The following is a 22,236-nucleotide window of genomic DNA, read 5'->3' as shown; positions in this document are numbered from 1 at the left end:
CCGTACCTCTGCGGTGCCATGGGCCCGCTGCCCCCTGGCCGCCCGTCCAGCGGACAGCCGGCCGACAGCATGTCAGGTGCTTCGCAGGCGCTCAAACGGTTATCCGACCATCCGTCAGTCTGTGAGGAGTGCTCCGCGCGCCCGGGACGGCACGGACCGCCGCACTCGGCTCCGGCCAAGCTGCTCGGGGCGTCCCGTGGCCTCTGCCGGCAGCAGGACGCACTCTCCGGCCCGCGCCCTGCCGCCGGGCGCTGCGGCCACCCGCCGTGTGTCCCGTTCACTGCGTGACGGGCGCGCCGGAGCCGGGCGGCGGTCGTACGGTGGACAGGGGGTCGGAGACGCCTGGCGGCAGGCGTGAGACCCGCGGGAGGCCGCGATGCCCGGTTCTGTCACGATCGGCCACACCGATGCGCTGGTGATGCTCAGCCACGACGATGCCAAGCGGCTGTCGGCGATGCTCGGGGAGATGGCGCACATGTTGGAGGCGTCCGGCGCGAGCCGGCTCGGTGATGCCCAGGTCGCCGGGCTGTGCGAGGGCAAGGCGCAGTCCCGCGGCGAACTCACCGAATGGTGCCGGCACCTTTCGCAGTACCTGGCCGAGCACCTGTGAGGTGAGGCTGCTCAGCGCGGGGTACGGGCCGCGAGGCCGTCGAGCAGGGCGTCGACCTCGGCGGTGATCAGGTCCAGGGCGGCGGTCGGGTCGGCCGCCCTGGCCAGCAGCATGCCCGCTTCGCAGAGCGCGCCGAGCAGCAGGTGGGTGCGGATCGTGGGGTCGTCGGCCGGCGCCGCCCTGGTGAGGCCCTGGCGCAGCAGGGCGGTGGAGTGCGCCTCCTCGACGGCGCGGACCTCGTCCCAGCCGAGGACGGCGGGCCCGTCGAGCAGCAGGATCTGCCGTACCGCGGGGTCGAGGCAGCTGCGGAGGAAGGCGTGACAGCCGGCCCGTACGGCGGCCCAGGGTTCGAGGCCGGCGGCGGCCTCGGCGAGGCGGCGGGCGCGCTGTTCCTCGGCGCCGGTGAAGACGGCCCGGAGCAGGGCGGGCTTGCCGTCGAAGTGGTGGTAGACGGCGCCCTTGGTGAGGCCCGCGGTGCGGGCGATGTCGTCGATGGAGGTGGCGGCGTACCCCGAGGTGCCGAAGTGCTCGGCGGCCGCGGCGACGATCTGCCGCGTAGTGGTCTCGGACCTGTCCGCCTGGGTGCGCCGTGCCATGCCGTCCGCCGTCTTCCGCTGCCGGTGTTGACACGCATACTAGCGGTACGTAACTTGCATACCCGAAGTACGTACTCAAGGTATGCAACTGGACAGGGGTGGCGGGCATGGCCGATGCACATGGGGACTTCGTGGCGCGCTGGGCGGACTTCTGGGACGCGCCGGACCCGGCCCGGCTGGGCGGGCTGAGCGCGCCGGACATCGTGCTGCGCTGGCCCGGGCGGGCCGAGCCGATCCGGGGCCTGGAGAGCTGGTCGCAGCAGGTCGCCGGTGCGCTGGCGCGCTTCCCCGACCTGCGGCTCGAGGTCGTCGCGGACGCCGGGAACGGCTCGGTCTCCTTCATCGCCTGGCGGGCCGGGGCAACGGTGGAGGGCCGGCCGGTGCAGTGGGAGGGCGTGGACCGGATGGAACTGCGCGACGGCCTGGTCGTCGATTCGACGGTCGTTTTCGACACCGCGGCCCTGCGGGCGGCCGCGACGGAGTAGGTTCCGGGGTATGGAGCAGTTGTCCTGGGTCGCGGTGCCGACGCCCCTGCCCAGCGGGCCGATGCGCTTCGCCGTCACGCCGGTCGGCGTCGCCGCGGCCTCGTACTCCGGCGAGTCGGTGGCGGGGCTGCAGGCCGGCGTGCCGGAGTGCACCGAGCAGCGGGTGGTCGACATGCTGACCGGGCGGCTCGAGGAGTACTTCGGCGGCCGGCGCAGAGAGTTGGGCCTGCCGATCGACTGGAGGTTCGCCTCCGGCCCGCACCGGGTGGTGCTGGAGCGGCTGTTGGCGGACACCGGCTACGGGCACACCATCACCTATGGCGAACTCGCGGCCCGCAGCGGCGTCTTCGAGGACGTGTCGGAGCCCGGCCTGGCAGCCAGGACGGTGGGGCAGATGATGGGTGCCAACCCGCTCGCGCTGCTGGTGCCCTGCCACCGGGTGGTGGCCGCGGACGGCCTGGGCGGCTTCGGCGGCGGCCCGCACGGGATCGAGATCAAGCGCTGGCTGCTGACCCTGGAGGGCGTGCTGCCGCCCACGCTGGACTGGGACGGACCGGCCGGCTGACCGGGCCGTTCTGTCGCCCGCTCGCCTCCGGGCGCTGTGTTGTCGCCCGCTCGCCTCCGGGCCCTCCTGACCCGGCGCCGACACTCGTCGCTCCGTCGCTGCGCTCCCTCGCTCCTCCCTTTCGGCACCGGCGGGCCCTTCGGCTCGGGGCGGGTGTCGCCCTCGCGTCGGCGGGCCCTTCGGCTCGGGGCGGGTGTTGCCCTCGCGTCGGCGGGCCCTTCGGCTCGGGGCGGGTGTTGCCCTCGCGTCGGCGGGCCCTTCGGCTCGGGGCGGGTGTTGCCCTCGCGTCGGCGGGCCCTTCGGCTCGGGGCGGGTGTCGCCCTCGCTCCTCGCTTTCGGCACCGGCGGGCCCGCCCGCGCGTCGGGAGTCCGTGCGCTGTGGGCGGGCCGGTGCCTCAGACGGCGGCGGCCGGGGTGCGCTCCCAGTCGCGGGTGCGCTGCCGCGGCAGCACCGGCTGGATGCCGGAGACCAGGGTGTACTCGGTGTCGAGCAGGTCCGCGGGGAACGCGGTGACCGGCGACTCGCCGAGTGCGAGCTGCACCGCGGTCCACGGCAGGTTCAGACCGCAGAGCCGCAGCTGGTGCAGCCCGCCGGAGGGCCGGGTGTTGACGTCGAGGACGACCGGGCGGCCGTGGTGGTGCCGGTACTGGACGTTGGACAGGTAGGAGACCTGGAAGGTCTCGATCAGCCGGCGGGTGGGCTCCAGGTAGCGGGGGTCGGTGGTGAACGTCCGGCGTCGGCGGGTCTTGGTGCGGCCGACCGCGGCGAGCAGACGGCCGTCCGGGGCGGCGAGGCAGTCGACGGAGATCTCGGGGCCCTCCAGCAGCGGCATCACCAGCAGGTCGGCGGGCTCCGGGCTCTGCTCCAGGGCGTGCAGGACGAGGTCGAGCTGGACGCTGGCGTCCGGGAAGCCGGAGAGTCGGCGCAGGCTGAACGGCTCCCGGGTGAGCACCCGGAAGCCCTCGCCGCCGGCCCCGGAGGCGGGCTTGAGGCAGGCGGTGGAGCCGTCCGCCTCGATCTCCTCGACGGCGGCGACCAGCTCGTCCGCGGTGCGGACGTGCCGCCACAGCGGCACCGGGAGGCCGGCCGCGGCCATCGCGGCGTAGCCGTCCGCCTTGCTCTCGAAGGCGGCGATGGCGGGCGCGGTCGGGCACACCAGGGCGGTGCCGATCGCCTCGAAGTCGCGGCGGCGCAGGGATATCGCGAGCTGGCCCAGGCGGGGGAGGAAAACGTCTATGCTGTGGCGGGCGCAGAATTCCAGGGCGAATTCCACATAGGCCTCGGGGGAGAGGCCATCGGGTTCGAGCGACCCGAAGTCCGCGGCAGCGAGCACCGGGGAGTCCGGGTCGACGTGCGTCGCGTGGATCTCGACCGGGCGCGGGGCGGCGCGCAACAGGTCGATGAAGAAGACGTTCTCGGCGTAGGTACGGTTCAACCAGACGCGAACGGGGGCGCTCACGGAGTTCTCCCTGGAAAAGGGCGCAGCAGTGGGAGGGCGCGGTCGGGGGCGGCCTGCCTGCCGGCGTCATGCCGCGCTCTTGAGGTGGCACCTTAGCGCTCTGGCCGGGCCGGGTGTACGGGGGGTGGGGGGTCGACGTGGCGGTCGATCAACATGCGTGGGCATCAGGGTAGTTGGTGGTCGATGACAGGACTGTGACGGCAACTTCCGGCATGTTGCGATCAGATGAAATCGCGATCGGTCGGAGTGTGCGCACGGGTGCCGGACCCGGGAATGATGGACGTGCTCATGGCAGGCGGCGGACGACGTGCGGGCGGCCCGGGACGGACGGGCGCTGCCGGCGGCGGGTCGTGCCGCTCCGCGCGGTTTTCCGCGGGGATTTTTCGGTCGGTTCCGTCATTTTCGAGCACGCACTCTATTCGTACTATTTGCAGGCTTCAATTGACCACTCGTACGAGTGATTGCGGGCGGGGCCGAACGGGCGTCAGCATTGTTCGACAAAGCGGCGCGTCCGGCGCGCGCATGTCTCGTGCGAAGGGTCCGCGATTCTCGATGTCGACCGATACCAGCATCGGTGTTCCTGTGCAGGGGGGCGAGCCGCAAACGCGGCAGCAGTCCAGCCTGAGCACGGCCGGTGCGCGGAATCTGGCCAGCACCACCAAGTCGGCCCCGCAGATGCGGGAGATCAGCTCGCGCTGGCTGCTGCGGATGCTCCCCTGGGTGCAGGTCTCCGGCGGCACGTACCGGGTGAACCGGCGGCTGAGCTTCGCGGCCGGCCGGGGCAGGGTCGCCTTCGAGCGCACGGGCTCCCGGGTGCAGGTCTTCCCGCCCTCACTGTGCGAGCTGCCGCTGCTGCGCGGCATCGAGGACGGCGCGCTGCTGGCCGCCCTGGCCGGCGGCTTCGTCCAACGGGAGTTCCGGGCCGGCGAGCAGCTGGCCGCCGAGGGCGGCCCGGTCGACGAGCTGCTGCTGATCGCGCACGGCAAGGTGGAGCGGCACGGCACCGGGCCGTACGGCGAGCCCACCGTGCTGGGCTCCCACGCGGACGGGGACCACCTCGGCGACGAGGCCCTGCTCGGCAGCGGCGCGGTCTGGCCGGCCGGCCTCCGGGCCGCGACCGCCGGCACCCTGCTCTCCCTCCCGCGTGCGGTCTTCGAGCGGCTGGCCGACGGCGCCCCGGAGCTGCGCGAGCGCGCCCGGGCCCTCGCCGAGAGCGCCGGCCGCCCGCAGAACAAGCATGGCGAGGCCGCGATCGAGCTCTCCGCCGGCCACGTCGGCGAGCACGAGCTGCCCACCACCTTCGTCGACTACGAACTCGCGCCCCGCGAGTACGAGCTGAGCATCGCGCAGACGGCGCTCCGGGTGCACACCCGCGTCGCCGACCTCTACAACCAGCCGATGGACCAGACCGAGCACCAGCTCCGGCTGACCGTCGAGGCGCTGCGCGAGCGCCAGGAGCACGAGCTGGTCAACAACCCGGAGTTCGGCCTGCTGGCCAACGCCGACCACGGCCAGCGCATCCAGACCCACTCCGGGCCGCCCACCCCCGACGACATGGACAACCTGCTCAGCCGCCGCCGCGGCACCAAGTTCTACCTGGCCCACCCGCGGGCCATCGCCGCCTTCGGCCACGAGTGCAACAGGCGCGGTGTCTACCCCGGCTCGCTGGAGGTGCAGGGCAGCCGGGTGCCCGCCTGGCGCGGTGTGCCGATCTTCAGCTGCAACAAGATCCCGATCATCGGCGGCGACACCAGCTCGATCCTCGCCATGCGCACCGGCGAGGACAACCAGGGCGTCATCGGCCTCCACCAGACCGGGATTCCCGACGAGTACGAGCCCGGCCTCTCGGTGCGCTTCGCCGGCATCGACGAGAAGGCGGTCATCTCGTACCTGGTCACCGCCTACTACTCCGCGGCGATCCTCGTGCCCGATGCGGTCGGCGTCCTGGAGAACGTCGCCCTGTCCGGCCCGCGCGACTGACGGCCCGCCGGGCCGCCGAACAACAGCAGCACCGAGCAGTACCAACGGCACGGACGGGGGCAGGCCGCCGCCCGTGCCGCCACACCGAGGGGGAGGACCACATGGCGATCTTCGCGCCCGAGCGCGACCACACCGACGGGCACGAGACGGGCAACGTCCTGGCCCGCGCCCGCAGCACCGTCGACCCGGGCCTGCGCGCCGCCGTCGACACCCTGCCGGGCATGATGCGCCGCATCGCGGGCTACCACTTCGGCTGGTGGGAGGCGGACGGCACTCCCAGTGCCGCGGGCTCCGGCAAGGCCATCAGGCCCGCCCTCGTGCTCGCCGCCACCCAGGCCGCCGGAGGCGCCCCGGGCAGCGCCGTCCGGGCCGCCGCCGCCGTCGAGCTGGTGCACAACTTCACCCTGCTCCACGACGACGTCATCGACCGCGACCGCACCAGGCGCCACCGCCCCACCGCCTGGCGGGTGTTCGGCACCACCGAGGCCATCCTCGCGGGGGACGCCATGCACTCCCTCGCCCTCCGCGTCCTGGCGGAGGACACCCACCCCGCCGCACCGGCAGCCGTCCGGCGGCTCGCCGACTGCGTGGTCGAGCTCTGTGCCGGCCAGCAGGCCGACTGCAGCTTCGAGCAGCGCAGCGACGTCACCCTCGCCGAATGCCTCGCCATGGCCGAGGGCAAGACCGGCGCCCTGCTCGGCTGCGCCTGCGCCCTGGGCGCGCTCTACGCCGGGGCCGGGGAGGCCGCCGCCGACGTCCTGGACGCCTTCGGCCGGGAGATCGGCCTGGCCTTCCAGCTGATCGACGACCTGATCGGGATCTGGGGCGACCCGGCCGTCACCGGCAAGCCGGTCGGCGCCGATCTCGCCGCCCGGAAGAAGTCCCTCCCGGTGGTGTACGCGCTGAGTTCCGGCACACCGGCCGCGGCCGAGCTCGCCGCGCTCTACTCACTGGACCGCCCACTGAACGCTGCCGAGCTCGAGCAGGCAGCAGCAGCGGTGGAGCGGGCCGGCGGCCGCAGCTGGGCCCAGGGCGAGTCCTGCGAGGGGATGGCCTCGGCGATCGCTCACCTCGCCGAGGCCATCCCCGATCCGTCCGCGGCCGACGACCTGCTCGCCCTCGCCGAGCTGGTCACCCGCCGCTCGCACTGATCGGGGCGAGCCCGCGGACGTACCGCCGGCCGCAGTGCCCCTCTCCTCGGCGACGCCCAGCGGCGGGCCGATCCGGGTGTGCGGGGTGGCCCAGGGCCGCGTTCGCCGCCGGGCAACGGTTGCCGCGCCGCGGCCCGGGCAGGACCTAGTCTCGCTTCATACCGATTTGTCCCGAACAGGCAGCGTTGGGGAGTGAGACGGCATGGGTAACCCGGTCCTGGTGGATGCGGACACGGTGCGCGGCACGGCGGCGGAGGCCTGGATCTGGGGGCTGCCCCTGCTGGAGAACTACCGGACGCTCTACGCACAGGCCGTCGACGACGCCGACCCCCGCTACACCGGCGGCTTCGGTGTCTTCCGCCACTACCCGCACCCGGCCGCCCAGGACGACACCGACGCCGCCGCGCCCGACCACGACACCCCGTACTCCTGGGCCTGGCTCGACCTGCGGGCCGAGCCCTGGATCCTGGAGGTCCCGGCCACCGACCGGTACCACGTGCTGCCGGTGCACGACCTCGACACCTGCTACGTCGGGTTCGTCGGCTCCCGCACCACCGGCGGCCGGGCCGGCCGCCACCTGATCGCCGGGCCGGGCCGCCACGGCACGTCGGCCGAGGGCTTCGACAGCGTCCTGCGCGCCGACACCGAACTGGTCGGCATCGTCGGCCGGACGCACCTGGCCGGCCCGGAGGACGTCGACGCCCTGGAACAGGTCCAGGCCGGCTACCGGCTCCGCCCGCTGAGCGCCGACCGCGGCACCGCACCGCCCCCGCCCGCGCCGGACCCGGTCTGGCCGGTCTGGCGCGAGGAGGTCCTCGACAGCCTGGAGTTCTTCTCCTTCCTCGACTTCCTGCTCGGCTTCTTCCCGGTGCTCCCGGCCGATGCCGACCTCCGCCGCCGCCTCGCCGAACTCGGCGTCGGCACCGGCGACTTCGAGCAGGCCGCGCTGCCACTGGAGATCCGGGACGCCATGGTCCACGGCATCGCCGACGCACACGCCCAGCTGGCCGCGGAGGCCGCCGACAGCCGTGACTCCACCGGCCTCTTCGGCACCCGCGCCCAGCTCGGCACCGACCACCTCGGCCGGGCGATCGGGGTGTCCACCGGCCTGTACGGGCTGCCGGCCGAGGAAGCCTGGTACACCGCCTGGGTCTCCACCGGTGAGTCCGGGCCGGACGAGGGGACCGGGGAGCCGCTGGACGGCTCGGCCCACGCCTACGTTCTGCGCTTCCCGCCCGGCGGCCGCCCGCCCGCACGCTACTTCTGGTCGGTCGCCGTGTACGGGCTCCCCGAGCGGCTGCCCGTCGACAACCCGATCGACCGGTACGCCGTCGGCGACCGCACCCCCGGCCTGGTGGAGGACGAGGACGGCGCACTCACCCTCCACCTCCGGCGCGACCGCCCCGAGGAGCCGCAGGAGCAGGCCAACTGGCTGCCCGTCCCGCCCGGCCCCTTCACCGTCCTGCTGCGGGTGTACGGGCCCGAGCCGACCGTCCTCGACGGCCGCTGGCAGCGTCCCCCGCTGACCGTGCGGCCCTGACCGGGCCGCCCCGCCGACGCGGCGTCAGCCCCCGGCAGCCGGAAGAATCCCGGCCGGCCTGTAACGCCATGCCCTGCCGACCGCGTCGTACAGGCAGGGACGTGCAGGGACGGACGGGACGCAAGGGGCGGGGGCGACGGTATGGCCAGGGGTGGGCCCGGGCACAGCATCAGGGACGAGGAGTTCCTCGACTTCGCGGCCACGCGCTCCAGTCACCTGTACCGGTCGGCCTGCCTGCTGACCGGCGGCGACACCCATCTCGCCGAGGATCTCGTCCAGGAGACCCTCGGCAAGATGTACGCCGTGTGGCGGCCGGGCGGCGGCCGGCGGCCAGGCACCCGGCGGATCGACAACCCCGCCGCGTACGCCCAGGGCGTCCTCTACCGCCTGTTCCTCACCCACGTCCGGCGGCGCAGCAGTTCCGAGCGGCCCGTCGGCGAGTTGCCGGACCGGCCCGGGCCGGACCGCGACTCCTCGCTGCGGCTCACCCTGATCGAGGCACTGGCCGACCTGTCCCCGCGGGACCGCGCCGTACTGGTGCTGCGCTACTGGGAGGACGTCAGCGTGGAGGAGACCGCCGAACTCCTCGACGCCAGCCCCGGTGCCGTCCGCACCCAGACCTCGCGCGCCCTCGGCCGCCTCCGCCTGCTGCTCGGCGATGCCCTGCCCGACCTCGCCCTGCGCTGACGCCCTGCACCGCCCGCCCCGAGCCCTGCATTCCGAGACCTGCCCGAGCCGACCGCAGAGACGGTGAACCAGTCATGTCCGAACCACCCGAGGCCCTTCCCGAGGAGGAGCTCGTCCAGCTCTTCCGGGAGGCCGGTGACGGATTCGTGCCCGACCTCCCGCGGATCGCGCTCGGCGCCGTCGAGCGCGGTCGGGTGCTGCGCCGCCGCAGAGCCTCCGCCGTCGTCGGCGGGGCGGCGGCGCTCGTCCTGATCGCCGGCGGAGGCGCGCTGGTCAGGGCGCTCCCGGAGTTCCATCAGTCCGGCGGGCGGACGGTGATCGGGGCCTCGCCGACCCTCGGGCTGCCCGCCGGCATGACGGACCAGGAGATGGTGACCGCACTGCGGCCGCACCTGACGGGCTGGCGGATCGTCGACGTCCAGGGCACCGGGACGGCCGGTGCGGCCCGGACCGGGGCCGTCCCGCTGGCGGAGGTCACCGTGGACGACGGCAGCGGGCCGGCCGGGCTCCGGACGGCGGTGTGGCGCGATCCCTCCCGGGCGGTGCTGCAGACGATCGTCTGCACGAAGCAGCAGCCCGAGGTGTCGTGCAGCTGGGAGACACTGCCGGACGGCTCCGCCGCGATGACCTGGAAGTCGAGCGACCGGGGGACGGGCGCGAAGACCTGGTGGTGCCTGCTGGCCACGCCGTCCGGCAAGCGGGTGTCGGTGACGGAGTGGAACTCGGTCCAGCCGGGCGGCGCGATCAACCGCCCGGATCCGCCGCTGAGCATCGAGAAGCTCCGGGCGATCGCCGTCGACCCGGTGTGGGACCGGGCCGTGGACGCCTCCGCCGACTGGTCCTCCCACCACTCGGCAGGCTCCGGCGACCGGGGCTGATCCGGCCCTGCCGGCCCTGCCCCGACCCGGATCGGTGCCCGGTCGGGGCAGGACCGGCCGGTCACGGCTTCGCGCCGCCGCCTGTGCCGGGGCCGCCTCCGGAACCGCCGTCCGCACCGCGGTGGCCCGTGCCGTGCGAGGGGCCGCCCGCGTCGCCGTCGGCCGGCGGCGGGGAGGCCGAGCCCTGAGCGGGAGTCGGGTCGCCGCCCGGCGCCGGGTTCGACGGACTGCCGTTGGACGGACTGCCGCCCGGGGCCCGGTCACCGCTCGACTGGCCACCGCTCGACTGGCCCCCGCCCGGCGTACTCCCGTCCGACGGCGTCCCGCTCCCGGACGGCGGCTCGGGGCTCCGGCTCCCGCCGGTACCGCCCGCACCGCCGTCCGAGGGCTCGGCGGGGGCGGAGGAGCCGCCCGCGGGGTCGCCGGACTGTCCGCCGCGCTGGGTGGGCCCGCCCTCCAGAGTGACCACGGCCTCGGACGGCGGCAGCGCGATCCGCGCCGTCCAGTGCCCGGCGGGCACCCGCTCCTCGTCCACGGTCACCGTCACGGTGATACGCCGGCCCGGCTCCAGGGTGCCCTCGTCGCGGCTGAGCCGGAGCCAGTCGACCCCGACCTCCGTGTGCCAGTGGATGGTGGTGCCGCCGGAGTTGGTGAGGGTGATCACCGTACGGCTGCCCCACTCGCTGGCCTCCACGGTCAGCTGTCCGGGCTTCGCGGGCGGTGCCGACGGGACGGGGGCGAGGTCGGCGGCGGCCAGCGCCTGCGAGCCGTGCGACGGCACGGGGACGACCGCACCCTCGAAAGCCGGGAGCAACGTTTCTGCACCGACCGACCCGGCCAGCTGCAGCCCGTCGGACGCCGCATCCTGCCCACCGGCACCCGGCAGGCCCGACCCGTCCGGCTGCTCCGCCCCGGAGGCGTCCGGCGCCCCGGTCAGCGAGTCCACCCGGACGGAGGAGACCGGCGTCGCGGCGCCGACGTTCTCCCCGCCGCGGTAGGCCGCCCACAGCGCCGCCACCGGTGCCGTCAGCACCGCCGCCAGCACGCCCGTGGTCACCACCCGCTGCCGGACCATGGCGAGCCCGGCGGAGGGGGCGCGGTGCCGGGGGAAGCCGCGCTGGTCGAAGCGGATCGGTGCCGCGCCCTGCTCGGGCGAGACCAGCCGCCGTCCGGCCGCGGCACCCGCCAGGAAGGCCGCGCCCGCCGCACCGCCCGGCACCTGCGCCGCCGTGGTGCCCACCCGCACCGTCACCGGGGCGGTCAGCAGCGGCAGGCCCGCCGGGCCCGCCGGCCCGGGCTCCAGCTCGCCCGCCACCCGCCCGGCGGTGCCGCGGCAGGTCGGGCAGTCCACCACGTGCTGCACCAGCTCGCGGCGGAGCGCCGGGCCGAGCACCCAGCCGCTTCGGCCCTCGGCGCCCGTCCCGCCGAGCTGGGCGAGCTCGGGGCAGGTGTTCGCGCCCAGCACCAGCAGGGCCGCCCGGGTGCGGGCGACCTCGGCGCCCGCGGACTCCAGCAGTTCCTCGGCGGTCGGCGCCGGCAGCCCCAGGACGGCGGCGACCTCCGCCGCAGCGAGCCCGTGACGGACCGCCAGCTCCAGTGCCTCCCGCTGCTCCGGGCCGGTGCCGGCCGCCTCCGGCCAGGCCAGTTTGGCCAGCTCCGTACGCCGCTGGGCGACCACTGCCGCGCCGGGAGCACCGCCCGTGCCGATCGGGCCGGCACCGGCCGCACCGCCGCCGGCAGGACCGGAGCCGGCGGGGCCGGAGCCGCCCGAGCGGGCCCTGCCGCCTCGGGCGGCCGAACCCCTCCCGCCGGCCCGGCGCGCCGCCGCGGACGCGCTCCGGCGCACGGTGTCGACCGCCCGCGCGGGGCCGGCCGCGTCACGGCCGTGCCGGGCGCCCCCGGTCTCGCGGGTGGGGGAGGGGTCGGCGGTGTCGGAGGTGTCGAAGGCGGCGTCCGCCCCGTGCTCCAGGCGGCGCAGGCAGCAGTGCCGCGCCAGTGCGTACAGCCAGGCCCGGCGCAGGGCGGGGTCGGCCAGTCGGTCGCCGTGGCGCAGGGCCAGGTCGCGGACCTCGCCGACGGCGGCCACGGCCGCGTCGTGCTCGCACAGGACGGAGAGGCAGTAGGTGAACAGCCCGTCCACGTGCCGGCCGTAGGCGTGCAGGACCGGTGACCCGGCAGCCACCGGGCTTTCAAGCAAGCTCGTCACGCGTTCGACGGTAGGGACGGTGCCCGGCCGTTCCCGGGGTTTCCGCGGGCTTGTACTTCTTTCGGGTAACAGCACCGACCAGACCGTGACCCGGCGCGGGGACGGGCGTGTGCGGGCGGGTGCGCGCCGCCGGTGTGATGCACCTGCCCGTCCCGCCCATGGCCCCGCCGCCGGGCCTGTCCGGTGCGCCCGGAGGGCCCGGACCGTGCGGGGCGGCCCGCACTGTCGGACCCACCGGCTACGGTTGGCCGCATGGCTGCCCGCACCAAGACCACCGCCAAGCCGCGCCCGGCGTACCGCTGCACCGAGTGCGGCAACCAGCTCCCCAAGTGGGTCGGCCGCTGCCCGGAGTGCAACTCCTGGGGCACGGTCGAGGAGTACGGCGCCGTCCCGCTGCGGACGACCGCCGCGGGCCCGGTCAGCTCCCCGGCGAAGCCGATCGGCCAGGTCGACGGGCAGGTGGCGACCGCCCGCACCACCGGCGTGCCCGAGCTCGACCGGGTGCTCGGCGGCGGCCTGGTGCCCGGCGCGGTGGTGCTGCTCGCGGGCGAGCCCGGCGTGGGCAAGTCCACCCTGCTGCTGGACGTCGCCGCGAAGGCGGCCAGTGAGCGGCACCGCACGCTGTACGTCACCGGCGAGGAGTCCGCGGGCCAGGTCCGGCTGCGCGCCGACCGCATCAACGCGCTCTCCGAGCACCTGTACCTGGCCGCCGAGTCCGATCTGGGGGCGGTGCTCGGGCACATCGAGGCGGTCAACCCCGGGCTGCTGATCCTCGACTCGGTGCAGACCATCGCCTCCGCCGAGCTGGACGGCGCCCCCGGCGGCCCGGCCCAGGTCCGCGAGGTGGCCAACGCGCTGATCCGGGCGTCCAAGGACCGCGGCATGGCCACCCTGCTGGTCGGCCACGTGACCAAGGACGGCCAGATCGCCGGTCCGCGCCTGCTGGAGCACCTGGTCGACGTGGTGCTGAGCTTCGAGGGCGACCGGCACGCACGGCTCCGCATCATCCGCGGGGTCAAGAACCGCTACGGCGCCACCGACGAGGTCGGCTGCTTCGAGCTGCACGACGAGGGCATCGCGGGGCTGGCCGACCCGTCCGGCCTCTTCCTGACCCGCCGTGACAAGCCGGTTCCCGGGACCTGCCTGACCGTCACCCTGGAGGGGCGCCGCCCGCTGGTCGCCGAGGTGCAGGCGCTGATGGTGGATTCGCAGATCCCCTCGCCGCGCCGGACGACCTCCGGCCTGGAGTCGCCGCGGATCGCGATGATCCTGGCCGTGGTGGAGCGGCACGGCGGGGTGAAGCTCGGCAAGCAGGACATCTACACCGCCACGGTCGGCGGCGTGAAGCTCACCGAGCCCTCCGCGGACCTCGCCATCGCCCTTGCGGTGGCCAGCTCCTCCTCCGACACCCCGCTGCCCAGCAACCTGGTCGCGATCGGCGAGGTCGGCCTGGCGGGCGAGGTGCGCCGGGTGACGGGTGTGCAGCGCCGGCTGGCCGAGGCGCACCGGCTCGGCTTCACCCATGCGCTCGTCCCGCCGGACCCGGGCAAGGTCCCGCCGGGCATGAAGGTGGTCGAGGTGTCCGACATCGGCGAGGCGCTGCGGGCCATTCCGGGCCGCCGCCGCAGCTCCGGCCGGCCCCGGTCCGAGCAGTCCGCACCGCCCGTCGCGGCCCCGCGCGGCAGTGCCGGCGATCCGGCGCGGGCGGCGCTGGAGCGGTACGTCCCGGCCCACCCGGAGGAGCTGATGGAGGGGTGGGAGCCGGTCGGCGCGGACGAACTCGACTGACTCCGGCCCCGCTATTGCCGCACGCAGTTAGACTTTGCCCTGTCTAATGGGCAATCGGTAATTGGTGCAGTAATAAGCGAGAGACCGTCGGGCGCCGCGCCACGCGGTCCGGCTCGACCGGAGGAGTCACGTGGCAGCCAGCGACCGGGCGGACAAGTCCCCCCGCGAGGAGGCCCTGCTGCGGGCTTCCCTCAGTGCGATCGCGCCGGGCACGGCGCTGCGGGACGGCCTGGAGCGGGTGCTGCGGGCCAACACCGGCGGGCTCATCGTGCTCGGCTTCGACAGGGGCGTCGAGTCGCTGTGCACCGGCGGTTTCGTGCTGGACGTGGAGTTCACCGCCACCCGGTTGCGCGAACTCTGCAAGCTCGACGGTGCGGTGATCCTGGACAAGGACATCACCAAGATCGTGCGGGCCGGAGTCCACCTGATGCCGGACTCCACCATCCCGACCGACGAGACCGGCACCCGCCACCGCACCGCCGAGCGGGTGAACCGGCAGACCGGGTTCCCGGTGGTCGCGGTCTCGCACTCGATGCGGCTGATCGCGATGTACGTGAACGGCTCCCGCCGGGTGCTGGAGGACTCGACGACCGTCCTCTCCCGTGCCAACCAGGCACTGGCCACGCTGGAGCGCTACAAGCTCCGCCTCGACGAGGTCGCCGGCACGCTCTCCGCGCTGGAGATCGAGGACCTGGTCACCGTCCGGGACGTCGCCGCGGTCGTCCAGCGGCTGGAGATGGTCCGGCTGATCGCCGCCGAGATCGCCGGCTACGTGCTGGAGCTCGGCACCGACGGCCGGCTGCTCTCGCTGCAGCTCGACGAACTCATCGCCGGGGTCGAGCCCGAGCGCGAGCTGGTCGCCCGGGACTACTTCCCCGAGCGGGCCGCCAAGAAGGGCCGCACCGTCACCGAGGTCCTCGCCGACCTGGAGGCGCTCACCCACGCCGAGCTGCTCGACCTGCAGACGGTGGTCAAGGCGCTCGGCTACTCGGGCTCGCTGGAGTCGCTGGACTCGGCGGTCTCGCCGCGCGGCTACCGGCTGCTGGCGAAGGTCCCCCGGCTGCCCAACACCGTCATCGAGCGGCTGGTCGAGCACTTCGGCGGCCTGCAGAAGCTGCTCGCCGCCAGCATCGACGACCTGCAGACCGTCGAGGGCGTGGGGGAGACCCGGGCCCGGTCGGTGCGCGAGGGGCTGTCCCGCCTCGCGGAGTCCTCGATCCTGGAGCGCTACGTCTGACGGTGCGCGGCCCGGCCGCCCGGAGCACCGCCGGCCCGTCCGGTGGGGCGGACGGGCCGGCTGCTGCGACCACTCTCCCCTTCTGGCAGGGGCGCGACAAAGAGGCTTTCCCGAGACCGCACACACTCCTCACAGCGGCACCGCGTCCCCTCACAGCCCCCTGACGTGCGACGGCCCGCCCCGAGCTGCGGGGCGGGCCGTCGGCCGCGGCACGGCGCGGGCTCAGTCCTCCAGGCGGACGGACGTCCGGGCGGAGACCGGGCCGCCGGCGGGGGCGGTCAGATCGGCCTGGACGAGGTAGTTGCCGGGCCCGGCGGGCGCGGCGTCGGCAGAGGCGCACTGCGGCTTGCTGCGGCTGCGGTTCCAGGTGAAGCTCTCGGTCAGCCCGGCGCCGGCGGCCAGCTGCACCCAGGCCGCCTGTCGGTTGGCCGGGCAGTCGCCGGAGGACCAGACCCGCTCGCCGCTGCTGGCGGTGACGGTCAGCGTCGAGGCCGTGCGGCCGAGGTCCACCCGGCAGCCGGAGCCCGAGGTGTTGCGGACGGTCAGCGAGAGCCGCGGCTTGACCGTCGAGGTGTACGAGTTCTGGGCGCTCGCCAGCTCCAGCGAGACCTGGGAGGCCGAGCACACCGGCAGGGCCATCACCTCGGAGGTGTTGGTCGGCGGCTGCCCGGCGCCGCCGCCGGTCGAGGTGCCGCCCCCGGTGCCGGCCGCGCCCGAACTCCCGCTGCCCGTACCGCCGGTGCTCACGCTGACGTCGTCGCCCGAGGTGCCCGCGGAACCGGAGGGGCCGGCCGTGGAGGTGCCGCCGCCGGTGCTGCCGCCCCCGCCGCCGGGGCGCGAGGTGATGGCGGAGCCGGTCGGACTCGCCCCCGGTGTGATCGACTGCACCGGTGCGGCCTGCGCCGTCTTCTTGCCCCCCTGGGCGTCCTTGTCACCTGATCCGGCGACGAGCCAGGCGACCAGCGCGATGACGACGGCCAGTGCGGCGAGCACGACGAGACGCCGTCGCCAGTAGATCGAGGCCGGCAACGGTCCCACGGGTTGACGCAGAGAGGGCACGCGCAAACTCTACGAGACTGTGTGCACCCGTTGATGCATCAACACTGTACGGGGATCACTTCCTTCACATGATCCGCCATTTGCTCCGGACGGGCGCGGGCCGTTCGGGGTATTCCCGGGCCTGTCCGGGCTCCGGGCGCAGCCCTATAGTCGCGTCATGGCGACCGACCAGCGCACCGAACCCGATCCCGCCCGAATGATCGCCGAGGCGCGCCGCGCCTTCTTCGTGGTGTTCGGCCTCCTCTGCACGGTCTGGGCGGTGCAGATCGCCAACTGGCTCGCCGACTACGACCTCACCCTCGACTTCGGCATCCGCTCGCACCGGATCGACCGGGCCGCGGACGTCCTCGCCGCGCCCTTGCTGCACGTGAACTGGCAGCACGTGGAGAGCAATTCGGGGCCGCTGTTCGTCTTCGGCTTCCTCGCCGCCTACCGCGGGGTCAAGAAGTTCCTCGGGCTGACCCTGCTGGTGGCGCTCACCAGCGGGGCGGCGGTCTGGCTCTTCGAGCGGGAGAGCGTGGTGACCGTCGGAGCGAGCGGCCTGGTCTTCGGCTACTTCGGCTACGTGGTGCTGCGCGGCCTGATCGACCGGAACCTGATCGACAGCCTGATCGGCCTGGTGATGGCGGCCTCCTTCGCCTACATCCTGACCACCGCCGTCCCCGGCACCCCGGGCGTGAGCTGGCTGGGCCACCTCGGCGGACTGGTCGGCGGCCTCTTCGGCGCCTGGCTGTTCCGCGACCGCGGCGCCCGCACCGCCCGCCGTGCGCCTGCGGCAGCCGCGCCTGCGACCGGCGCGGCGTCGGCAGCCGCGGCCGGCGCCGCTCCTGGTCAGGGCACCGGCAACCGCCTTCCGGAGAGCCCGCGCGCGGCGCTGCTCAAGGAACTGGACGACCTCGGTCTCTGACGGCCCTGCCCGGGGGAGCCCCTGCCCCGGGCGCCGCCGTCGGCCCGGACGCGTCCGGCGGCGTGGGAGGATCGGAGTGCCATGGTTGCCATCAATGCCACTCCCGCCCGGCTGCACTCCACCGTCATCGGCTGGTACGAGGCCAACGCCCGCGACCTGCCCTGGCGGACGCCGTCCGCCACCGCCTGGGCGGTGATGGTCAGCGAGTTCATGCTCCAGCAGACCCCGGTGAAGCGGGTGCTGCCCGCGTACGCGGCCTGGCTGGAGCGCTGGCCGACCCCGGCCGACCTGGCCGCCGATGCACCGGGCGAGGCCGTCCGGATGTGGGGCCGGCTCGGCTACCCGCGCCGTGCGCTGCGGCTGCACGGTGCGGCCGTGGCCATCACCGAGAAGCACGGCGGCGAGGTGCCGGAGGACCACGCCGCGCTGCTGGCCCTGCCGGGCGTCGGCGAGTACACGGCGGCCGCGGTCGCGTCGTTCGCCTTCCGGCAGCGGCACGTGGTGCTGGACACCAACGTCCGCCGGGTGTTCGCCCGGGCGGTCACCGGCGTCGAGTACCCGGCACAGGCGACCACCGCGGCGGAGCGCCGCACCGCCACCGAGTACCTGCCGGCCACCGCGGACACCGCCGCCACCTGGGCGGTCGCGGTGATGGAGCTCGGCGCGCTGGTCTGCACCGCCCGCGGTCCCGAGTGCGCCTCCTGCCCGCTGCTCGCGGACTGCGCCTGGCAGCGGGCCGGCCGCCCGCCGTACGAGGGCCCGGCCCGGCGCGGGCAGACGTACGAGGGAACGGACCGCCAGGTGCGCGGGAAGCTGCTCGCGGTGCTGCGCGAGGCGCACGGCGAGGTGCCGCAGGCCCGGCTGGACGCGGTCTGGCCGGACGCCGTACAGCGGGCCAGGGCCCTGGACGGGCTGGTCTCCGACGGCCTGGTCGAGCCGGTCGCGCAGGGCGTCTACCGCCTGCCGCACTGATCTCCGCAGGACGTGCCGCCGAAGGCGGTCGGGCATGCCACAAGGGGCGCGGGGAACCGCGCGAGTCGGGAGGTGCGGTGCCGCACCTCCCGCCCCGCGCGGTTCCCCGCGCCCCTGGGCGTCCCTGGATCAGACCGCTTCGAGCTGCGTCTCCGGCTTCTGCGTGCCGGCGCCGCGCAGCGGCACCTCGCGCAGGAACAGCGCCGCGGCGACCGCGACCAGGCTGATCACGGCGCCCCACAGGAACACGGTGTGCATGCCGTTGGAGACGGCGTGGTGGTAGGCGTCCTGGACGGGTGCGGGCAGCTTGCGCAGCGCCTCGGGGCCCATCTGGCCGAGGTTGGCGCTCTTCGCGCCGTCCGCGCCGCCGAGCCGCTCCTTCATGGTGGCGGTGACCTGGTGCGTGAAGAGCGCGCCGAACAGCGCCACACCGATCGAGCCGCCGATGGTGCGGAACAGCGTGGCGGTGGAGGAGGCCACGCCCATGTCCTTGAGCTCGACGCTGTTCTGCGCGACCAGCATGGTCACCTGCATCAGGAAGCCCATGCCGGCGCCCAGCACGACCATCCAGCAGGCCGAGGTGAACCGGCTGGTGTCGGTGCCGAGGGTGGAGAGCAGCAGCGAGCCGCCCGCCATCACCGCGGTGCCGATGATCGGGTAGATCCGGTACTTGCCGGTCTTGGTGATGGCCTGGCCGACCACCAGCGAGATCACCAGCATGCCGAACATCATCGGCATCAGCAGCAGGCCGGAGTTGGTGGCCGAGGCGCCCTGGACGGTCTGCTGGTAGAGCGGCAGGAAGGTCACCGCGCCGAACATCGCGAAACCGACGACGAAGCCGATCACCGAGACCAGCGTGAAGTTGCGGTTCTTGAACAGCGACAGCGGGAGCATCGGCTCCTCGACGCGCTGCTCGACGTAGCAGAAGCCGATCAGGGTGGCGACGGCGAGCGCGCCGAGGCCCAGGATCTGCTTGGAGCCCCACTCGTACTCCTGGCCGCCCCAGGTGGTGACCAGGACCAGCGAGGTGATGCCGACGGTCAGCAGCAGCGCGCCCAGGTAGTCGATCCGGGCGGTGGAGCGGGTGGTCGGCAGCTTCAGGGTGATCACGATGAAGGCCAGCGCGAGCACGCCGAGCGGCAGGTTGATGTAGAACGTCCAGCGCCAGCTCAGGTGGTCGGTGATGAAGCCGCCGATCAGCGGGCCGCCGATGGTGGCGAGCGCCATCACCGCGGCGAACATGCCCTGGTACTTGCCGCGGTCGCGCGGCGGGACCAGCGCACCCATGATCGACATCACGCCGACCATCAGGCCGCCGGCGCCGAGGCCCTGTACGGCGCGGAAGGCGATCAGCTGGCCCATGGTGCCGGACAGGCCGGAGAGCGCGGAGCCGAGCAGGAAGATCGCGATCGAGAGGACGAAGGTGCCCTTCCGGCCGAACATGTCGCCCAGCTTGCCCCAGATCGGGGTGGAGGCCGCGGTCGCCAGCGTGTAGGCGGTGACCACCCAGGAGAGGTGCTCGGCGCCGCCGAGGTCGCCGACGATGGTGGGCATCGCGGTGCCGACGATCAGGTTGTCGAGCATGGCGAGCAGCATCGCGACGACGAGGCCGATCATCACCAGGCGGATCTCGCGCGGGGTGCGGGGGACGTCGTCCGAGACCTCCGGGGCCCCGGCTGCGGGACCTTCCGCGGCTTTTTCTACCTGTTGGTGTGACATCGAAGCGTCTCCCCGAGAGCGGCCTGCCGCGTGGTCCGCGGCTTACTTACTTGTCGACCGGCTAGTTGTCCGGTCGCGTCGCACGGTAAGTTGTCCCCCAGCCGGACGTCAAGCCGGTTTCGGCGGACCGCCCCCGGGCAGGGAGAATGGACCCTGGAGGTGCGCCGGAACCGGAGCGCTACCGCCACCCACCGCAGCCACGAGGCAGGCCAGCCACCGATGAGTACGACGCAGAGCCCCCGCAGCGACACCCGAGCGCGGATCATCGAGGTGGCCCTGGAACTCTTCGCGTCACAGGGCTACGAGAAGACCTCGCTGCGGGAGATCGCGGACCGCCTCGGCGTCACCAAGGCCGCGCTGTACTACCACTTCAAGACCAAGGACGACATCGTCCACGGCATCGTCGGGTCCATGGCCGCGCCGATAGACGAGGCGATCGCCTGGGGCCGCGAACGCCCCTGGTCCCCGGAGCTGCGGGACGAACTGGTGCGGCGCTTCGCCGCCGGCATGGCCGACCGCGCCCCGCTGCTGCGCTTCTTCCACGAGAACCAGCCCGCGCTGCGGGAGTCCGCGGCCGGGCTGGAGTTCAAGGACCGGATGCTGGCGATGATCGGGCTCATCCAGGGCCCGAACGCCACCTTCCGCGAGCGGCTGCGCGCCACCGTCTCGCTCTTCTCGATCAACTCGGCGTTCTTCCTGCTCAAGCAGGACGACACCGAGTCCGGTGAGGCGGCCGCCGCCTGCGCCGAGGCCCCGCCGGCCACCCTCGCGGAGGCCATGGAGGCGGCCGTCGAGCTCGCCCTGGAGATAGCGTCCGGCATCTCGGCCGGTGCCGCCGCCCCCGCCGCCGGAGCGACCGCCTCCTGACGTCCGCCCCGGCGGTCGTCGGCCCCTCCCAGGGCGCAGGGTGCGATCAGAAGTTCTTCGCGCCGTGCGCCGAGAGGTACTTGATCGGGTCGATCACCGCGGCGTACCGGTTGGCGGTGCGGATCTCGAAGTGCAGGTGCGGGCCGGTCGAGTTGCCGGTGCTGCCGGACAGGCCCACCCGGTCGCCGGCCTTCACCTTCTGGCCCGCGTGCACGCCGAGCTTCGACAGGTGTGCGTACTGGGCGAAGTGACCGTCCGCCAGCTTCAGCACGACCTGGTTGCCGTACGCGCCGGCCCAGCCGGCCGACACCACGGTGGCGTTGCCGACGGCGACCAGCGGGGTGCCGGTGCGCACCGCGAAGTCCACACCGGTGTGGAAGCCGGCCGCGTAGCCGTGGTTGGTCTTGTGGTACGGGTTGCTGGTCGGCGCGCCCGGGGCGGGGGAGGACCAGTCCGGCTGCGCGGGGGCGGGCGCCGGGGCGGGCTGCGCCTGCTGGGCCGGCTGCGGCTGCGGGGCGGCCTGCTGGGCCGGCGCCGGCGCGGCCGGCTGGGTGGGCTGTGCCTGCTGCGCGGGCTGCGGCTGGGCCAGGTTGCTCGCCACGCCGACCGAGTCCTGGGCGGAGACCGAACGCGGCTGCTTGTAGGTGCTCGGCTCGGACACCTGCACCACGCGGCCCTCCTGCTGCGGCGCCGAGGAGGCGGTGAAGACCGAGCTGCCCGGGACCGTCGGGTGGACGGTGGCCTGCGCCGAGGCGTGGCCCGGCAGCAGCAGCGCGCCCAGCGCCAGCGCGGCGACACCGCCCGAGGCGACCTTCGCCCGGTTGCCCAGCCGCGGGGAGGCCGCCGCCGCCCGCACGCCCGACAGGTCGCCCGTCCGACCGGCTCCCAGCAGGCCCGACAGGCCGCCCTCGCGGCCGGCCTCCAGCGCGCGGGAGGTCAGGGAACGGGCGTTGAGCATGGCCGCGGCGGTGCCGGCGGAGGCCGTGCGGACGATACGACGGGTGGCGTCGGAGAACGAAGGCATGGTGGCTGGACCTCGCGGAAGGGGGCGGTGCGCAGCGGAGCCGCACGGCTCCCTGGCGGGGACCACTCCGGTGTAATCGCTCTTCCGGAGCGGCCCAAACGGTGTGACCTACGACGGTCCGTCGTGCTGGACACCCCGCGGCCCACCCTCCGCCCCCGTGTCCCGGGCTCCGGGCGGCGCCGCCACTACTACCGGCGCTCGTACCGGCCCGGGGGCCTGTGACCACTGCCACCGCGGTACCCCTGTCGCCCGGGGGCCAATCGTGACCCGGGCCACAGCCGGGCACCGTTCCGGGGCGTGGCGCGCCCTGCGGCGGTCGCGTCCGGTCCGGACGGGGCGGAGGAGAAGCGGTACGGCAACTTCCCGCCCTCCTCGCTCCATCCGGCGCGCCGGGCGGGGATCTGGGCGAGGATCGGGGAGTGAACGAGGAATTCCAGCGGCGTCGCTTCGCCGCCTTCCGGTCCAGCGGCCGGCTGCTCTCGGGCAGCCGGCCAGCATCCGCGAG

At 74.3% G+C, this 22,236-nt stretch carries 19 protein-coding genes; 13 read left to right on the top strand and 6 right to left on the bottom strand.

What is annotated here, in order from left to right; translation table 11 throughout:
* The first annotated feature begins 376 nt into the window (after positions 1-376).
* Positions 377-610 carry a hypothetical protein gene (locus ACQ614_RS16195; protein WP_431679272.1) on the top strand — a complete coding sequence of 78 codons (234 nt, stop codon included), beginning with the start codon at positions 377-379 and terminating at the stop codon, positions 608-610.
* Between the two features lie 11 nt (positions 611-621).
* Here ACQ614_RS16195 and ACQ614_RS16190 read toward each other — a convergent pair whose 3' ends face one another.
* Positions 622-1,206, bottom strand: a complete 585-nt coding sequence (locus ACQ614_RS16190) for a TetR/AcrR family transcriptional regulator (protein ID WP_431679271.1) — start codon at positions 1,204-1,206, stop codon at positions 622-624.
* Positions 1,207-1,313: 107 nt separating this feature from the next.
* Here ACQ614_RS16190 and ACQ614_RS16185 point away from each other — a divergent pair, with 107 nt between their 5' ends.
* A complete protein-coding gene (locus ACQ614_RS16185; RefSeq protein ID WP_431679270.1) occupies positions 1,314-1,691 on the top strand; it encodes a nuclear transport factor 2 family protein in 378 nt (125 codons plus the stop codon).
* A gap of 10 nt (positions 1,692-1,701) precedes the next feature.
* Positions 1,702-2,256: a methylated-DNA--[protein]-cysteine S-methyltransferase gene (locus ACQ614_RS16180; protein WP_431679269.1), complete on the top strand. Its 555-nt coding sequence runs from the start codon at positions 1,702-1,704 to the stop codon at positions 2,254-2,256.
* A gap of 395 nt (positions 2,257-2,651) precedes the next feature.
* On the opposite strand, the gene ACQ614_RS16175 is transcribed toward ACQ614_RS16180, so the two are convergent.
* A complete protein-coding gene (locus ACQ614_RS16175; RefSeq protein WP_363499841.1) occupies positions 2,652-3,716 on the bottom strand; it encodes an ATP-grasp domain-containing protein in 1,065 nt (354 codons plus the stop codon).
* A 552-nt stretch (positions 3,717-4,268) separates the two neighbouring features.
* On the opposite strand from ACQ614_RS16175, the gene ACQ614_RS16170 reads away from it, so the two are divergent.
* From ACQ614_RS16170 to ACQ614_RS16150, 5 genes are all read left to right on the top strand, one after another.
* Positions 4,269-5,696, top strand: coding sequence for a family 2B encapsulin nanocompartment shell protein (locus ACQ614_RS16170; RefSeq protein ID WP_431679268.1), 1,428 nt, complete (start codon positions 4,269-4,271; stop codon positions 5,694-5,696).
* 101 nt (positions 5,697-5,797) lie between these two features.
* The gene (locus ACQ614_RS16165) at positions 5,798-6,847 is read left to right on the top strand and encodes a family 2 encapsulin nanocompartment cargo protein polyprenyl transferase (protein WP_431679267.1); all 1,050 of its coding nucleotides are present in this window, start codon (positions 5,798-5,800) and stop codon (positions 6,845-6,847) included.
* Between the two features lie 202 nt (positions 6,848-7,049).
* Positions 7,050-8,387: a DUF1254 domain-containing protein gene (locus tag ACQ614_RS16160; RefSeq protein ID WP_431679266.1), complete on the top strand. Its 1,338-nt coding sequence runs from the start codon at positions 7,050-7,052 to the stop codon at positions 8,385-8,387.
* 141 nt (positions 8,388-8,528) lie between these two features.
* Complete coding sequence (locus ACQ614_RS16155) at positions 8,529-9,074, top strand: SigE family RNA polymerase sigma factor (RefSeq protein ID WP_431679265.1); 546 nt, start codon at positions 8,529-8,531, stop codon at positions 9,072-9,074.
* Positions 9,075-9,148: 74 nt separating this feature from the next.
* On the top strand, positions 9,149-9,952 hold the full coding sequence (locus tag ACQ614_RS16150) for a hypothetical protein (protein ID WP_431679264.1): 804 nt from the start codon (positions 9,149-9,151) through the stop codon (positions 9,950-9,952).
* A gap of 61 nt (positions 9,953-10,013) precedes the next feature.
* Here ACQ614_RS16150 and ACQ614_RS16145 read toward each other — a convergent pair whose 3' ends face one another.
* Complete coding sequence (locus ACQ614_RS16145; RefSeq protein WP_431679263.1) at positions 10,014-12,158, bottom strand: sigma-70 family RNA polymerase sigma factor; 2,145 nt, start codon at positions 12,156-12,158, stop codon at positions 10,014-10,016.
* A 252-nt stretch (positions 12,159-12,410) separates the two neighbouring features.
* Here ACQ614_RS16145 and radA point away from each other — a divergent pair, with 252 nt between their 5' ends.
* Both radA and disA read left to right on the top strand, forming a co-directional pair.
* A complete protein-coding gene (gene radA / locus ACQ614_RS16140; RefSeq protein WP_431679262.1) occupies positions 12,411-13,946 on the top strand; it encodes a DNA repair protein RadA in 1,536 nt (511 codons plus the stop codon).
* A 178-nt stretch (positions 13,947-14,124) separates the two neighbouring features.
* A complete protein-coding gene (disA, locus tag ACQ614_RS16135; RefSeq protein ID WP_431683940.1) occupies positions 14,125-15,183 on the top strand; it encodes a DNA integrity scanning diadenylate cyclase DisA in 1,059 nt (352 codons plus the stop codon).
* 222 nt (positions 15,184-15,405) lie between these two features.
* Here disA and ACQ614_RS16130 read toward each other — a convergent pair whose 3' ends face one another.
* On the bottom strand, positions 15,406-16,221 hold the full coding sequence (locus tag ACQ614_RS16130) for a hypothetical protein (RefSeq protein WP_431679261.1): 816 nt from the start codon (positions 16,219-16,221) through the stop codon (positions 15,406-15,408).
* 178 nt (positions 16,222-16,399) lie between these two features.
* On the opposite strand from ACQ614_RS16130, the gene ACQ614_RS16125 reads away from it, so the two are divergent.
* Both ACQ614_RS16125 and ACQ614_RS16120 read left to right on the top strand, forming a co-directional pair.
* Positions 16,400-17,149: a rhomboid family intramembrane serine protease gene (locus tag ACQ614_RS16125; protein WP_431679260.1), complete on the top strand. Its 750-nt coding sequence runs from the start codon at positions 16,400-16,402 to the stop codon at positions 17,147-17,149.
* An 81-nt stretch (positions 17,150-17,230) separates the two neighbouring features.
* Positions 17,231-18,121, top strand: coding sequence for an A/G-specific adenine glycosylase (locus ACQ614_RS16120; RefSeq protein WP_431679259.1), 891 nt, complete (start codon positions 17,231-17,233; stop codon positions 18,119-18,121).
* A gap of 129 nt (positions 18,122-18,250) precedes the next feature.
* Here ACQ614_RS16120 and ACQ614_RS16115 read toward each other — a convergent pair whose 3' ends face one another.
* Positions 18,251-19,840 carry an MDR family MFS transporter gene (locus ACQ614_RS16115; protein WP_431679258.1) on the bottom strand — a complete coding sequence of 530 codons (1,590 nt, stop codon included), beginning with the start codon at positions 19,838-19,840 and terminating at the stop codon, positions 18,251-18,253.
* A gap of 219 nt (positions 19,841-20,059) precedes the next feature.
* Here ACQ614_RS16115 and ACQ614_RS16110 point away from each other — a divergent pair, with 219 nt between their 5' ends.
* Entirely contained in the window at positions 20,060-20,707 is a 648-nt protein-coding gene (locus tag ACQ614_RS16110) for a TetR/AcrR family transcriptional regulator (protein WP_431679257.1), read from the top strand.
* Positions 20,708-20,753: 46 nt separating this feature from the next.
* Here ACQ614_RS16110 and ACQ614_RS16105 read toward each other — a convergent pair whose 3' ends face one another.
* A complete protein-coding gene (locus tag ACQ614_RS16105; protein ID WP_431679256.1) occupies positions 20,754-21,731 on the bottom strand; it encodes a M23 family metallopeptidase in 978 nt (325 codons plus the stop codon).
* Between the last annotated feature and the right edge of the window lie 505 nt (positions 21,732-22,236).

The organism is Kitasatospora dryopteridis (assembly GCF_050749075.1).
GTDB lineage: Bacteria > Actinomycetota > Actinomycetes > Streptomycetales > Streptomycetaceae > Kitasatospora.
Note: the sequence above shows the minus strand (reverse complement) of the source record. Positions and strands in the feature narration are given on the sequence as shown.

Coding starts and splice junctions, on each gene's coding strand:
- ACQ614_RS16195 (WP_431679272.1), top strand. CDS start 377: ATGCCCGGTTCTGTCACGATCGGCCACACCGATGCGCTGGTGATGCTC.
- ACQ614_RS16190 (WP_431679271.1), bottom strand. CDS start 1,206: ATGGCACGGCGCACCCAGGCGGACAGGTCCGAGACCACTACGCGGCAG.
- ACQ614_RS16185 (WP_431679270.1), top strand. CDS start 1,314: ATGGCCGATGCACATGGGGACTTCGTGGCGCGCTGGGCGGACTTCTGG.
- ACQ614_RS16180 (WP_431679269.1), top strand. CDS start 1,702: ATGGAGCAGTTGTCCTGGGTCGCGGTGCCGACGCCCCTGCCCAGCGGG.
- ACQ614_RS16170 (WP_431679268.1), top strand. CDS start 4,269: ATGTCGACCGATACCAGCATCGGTGTTCCTGTGCAGGGGGGCGAGCCG.
- ACQ614_RS16165 (WP_431679267.1), top strand. CDS start 5,798: ATGGCGATCTTCGCGCCCGAGCGCGACCACACCGACGGGCACGAGACG.
- ACQ614_RS16160 (WP_431679266.1), top strand. CDS start 7,050: ATGGGTAACCCGGTCCTGGTGGATGCGGACACGGTGCGCGGCACGGCG.
- ACQ614_RS16155 (WP_431679265.1), top strand. CDS start 8,529: ATGGCCAGGGGTGGGCCCGGGCACAGCATCAGGGACGAGGAGTTCCTC.
- ACQ614_RS16150 (WP_431679264.1), top strand. CDS start 9,149: ATGTCCGAACCACCCGAGGCCCTTCCCGAGGAGGAGCTCGTCCAGCTC.
- radA (WP_431679262.1), top strand. CDS start 12,411: ATGGCTGCCCGCACCAAGACCACCGCCAAGCCGCGCCCGGCGTACCGC.
- ACQ614_RS16125 (WP_431679260.1), top strand. CDS start 16,400: ATGGCGACCGACCAGCGCACCGAACCCGATCCCGCCCGAATGATCGCC.
- ACQ614_RS16120 (WP_431679259.1), top strand. CDS start 17,231: ATGGTTGCCATCAATGCCACTCCCGCCCGGCTGCACTCCACCGTCATC.
- ACQ614_RS16115 (WP_431679258.1), bottom strand. CDS start 19,840: ATGTCACACCAACAGGTAGAAAAAGCCGCGGAAGGTCCCGCAGCCGGG.
- ACQ614_RS16110 (WP_431679257.1), top strand. CDS start 20,060: ATGAGTACGACGCAGAGCCCCCGCAGCGACACCCGAGCGCGGATCATC.
- ACQ614_RS16105 (WP_431679256.1), bottom strand. CDS start 21,731: ATGCCTTCGTTCTCCGACGCCACCCGTCGTATCGTCCGCACGGCCTCC.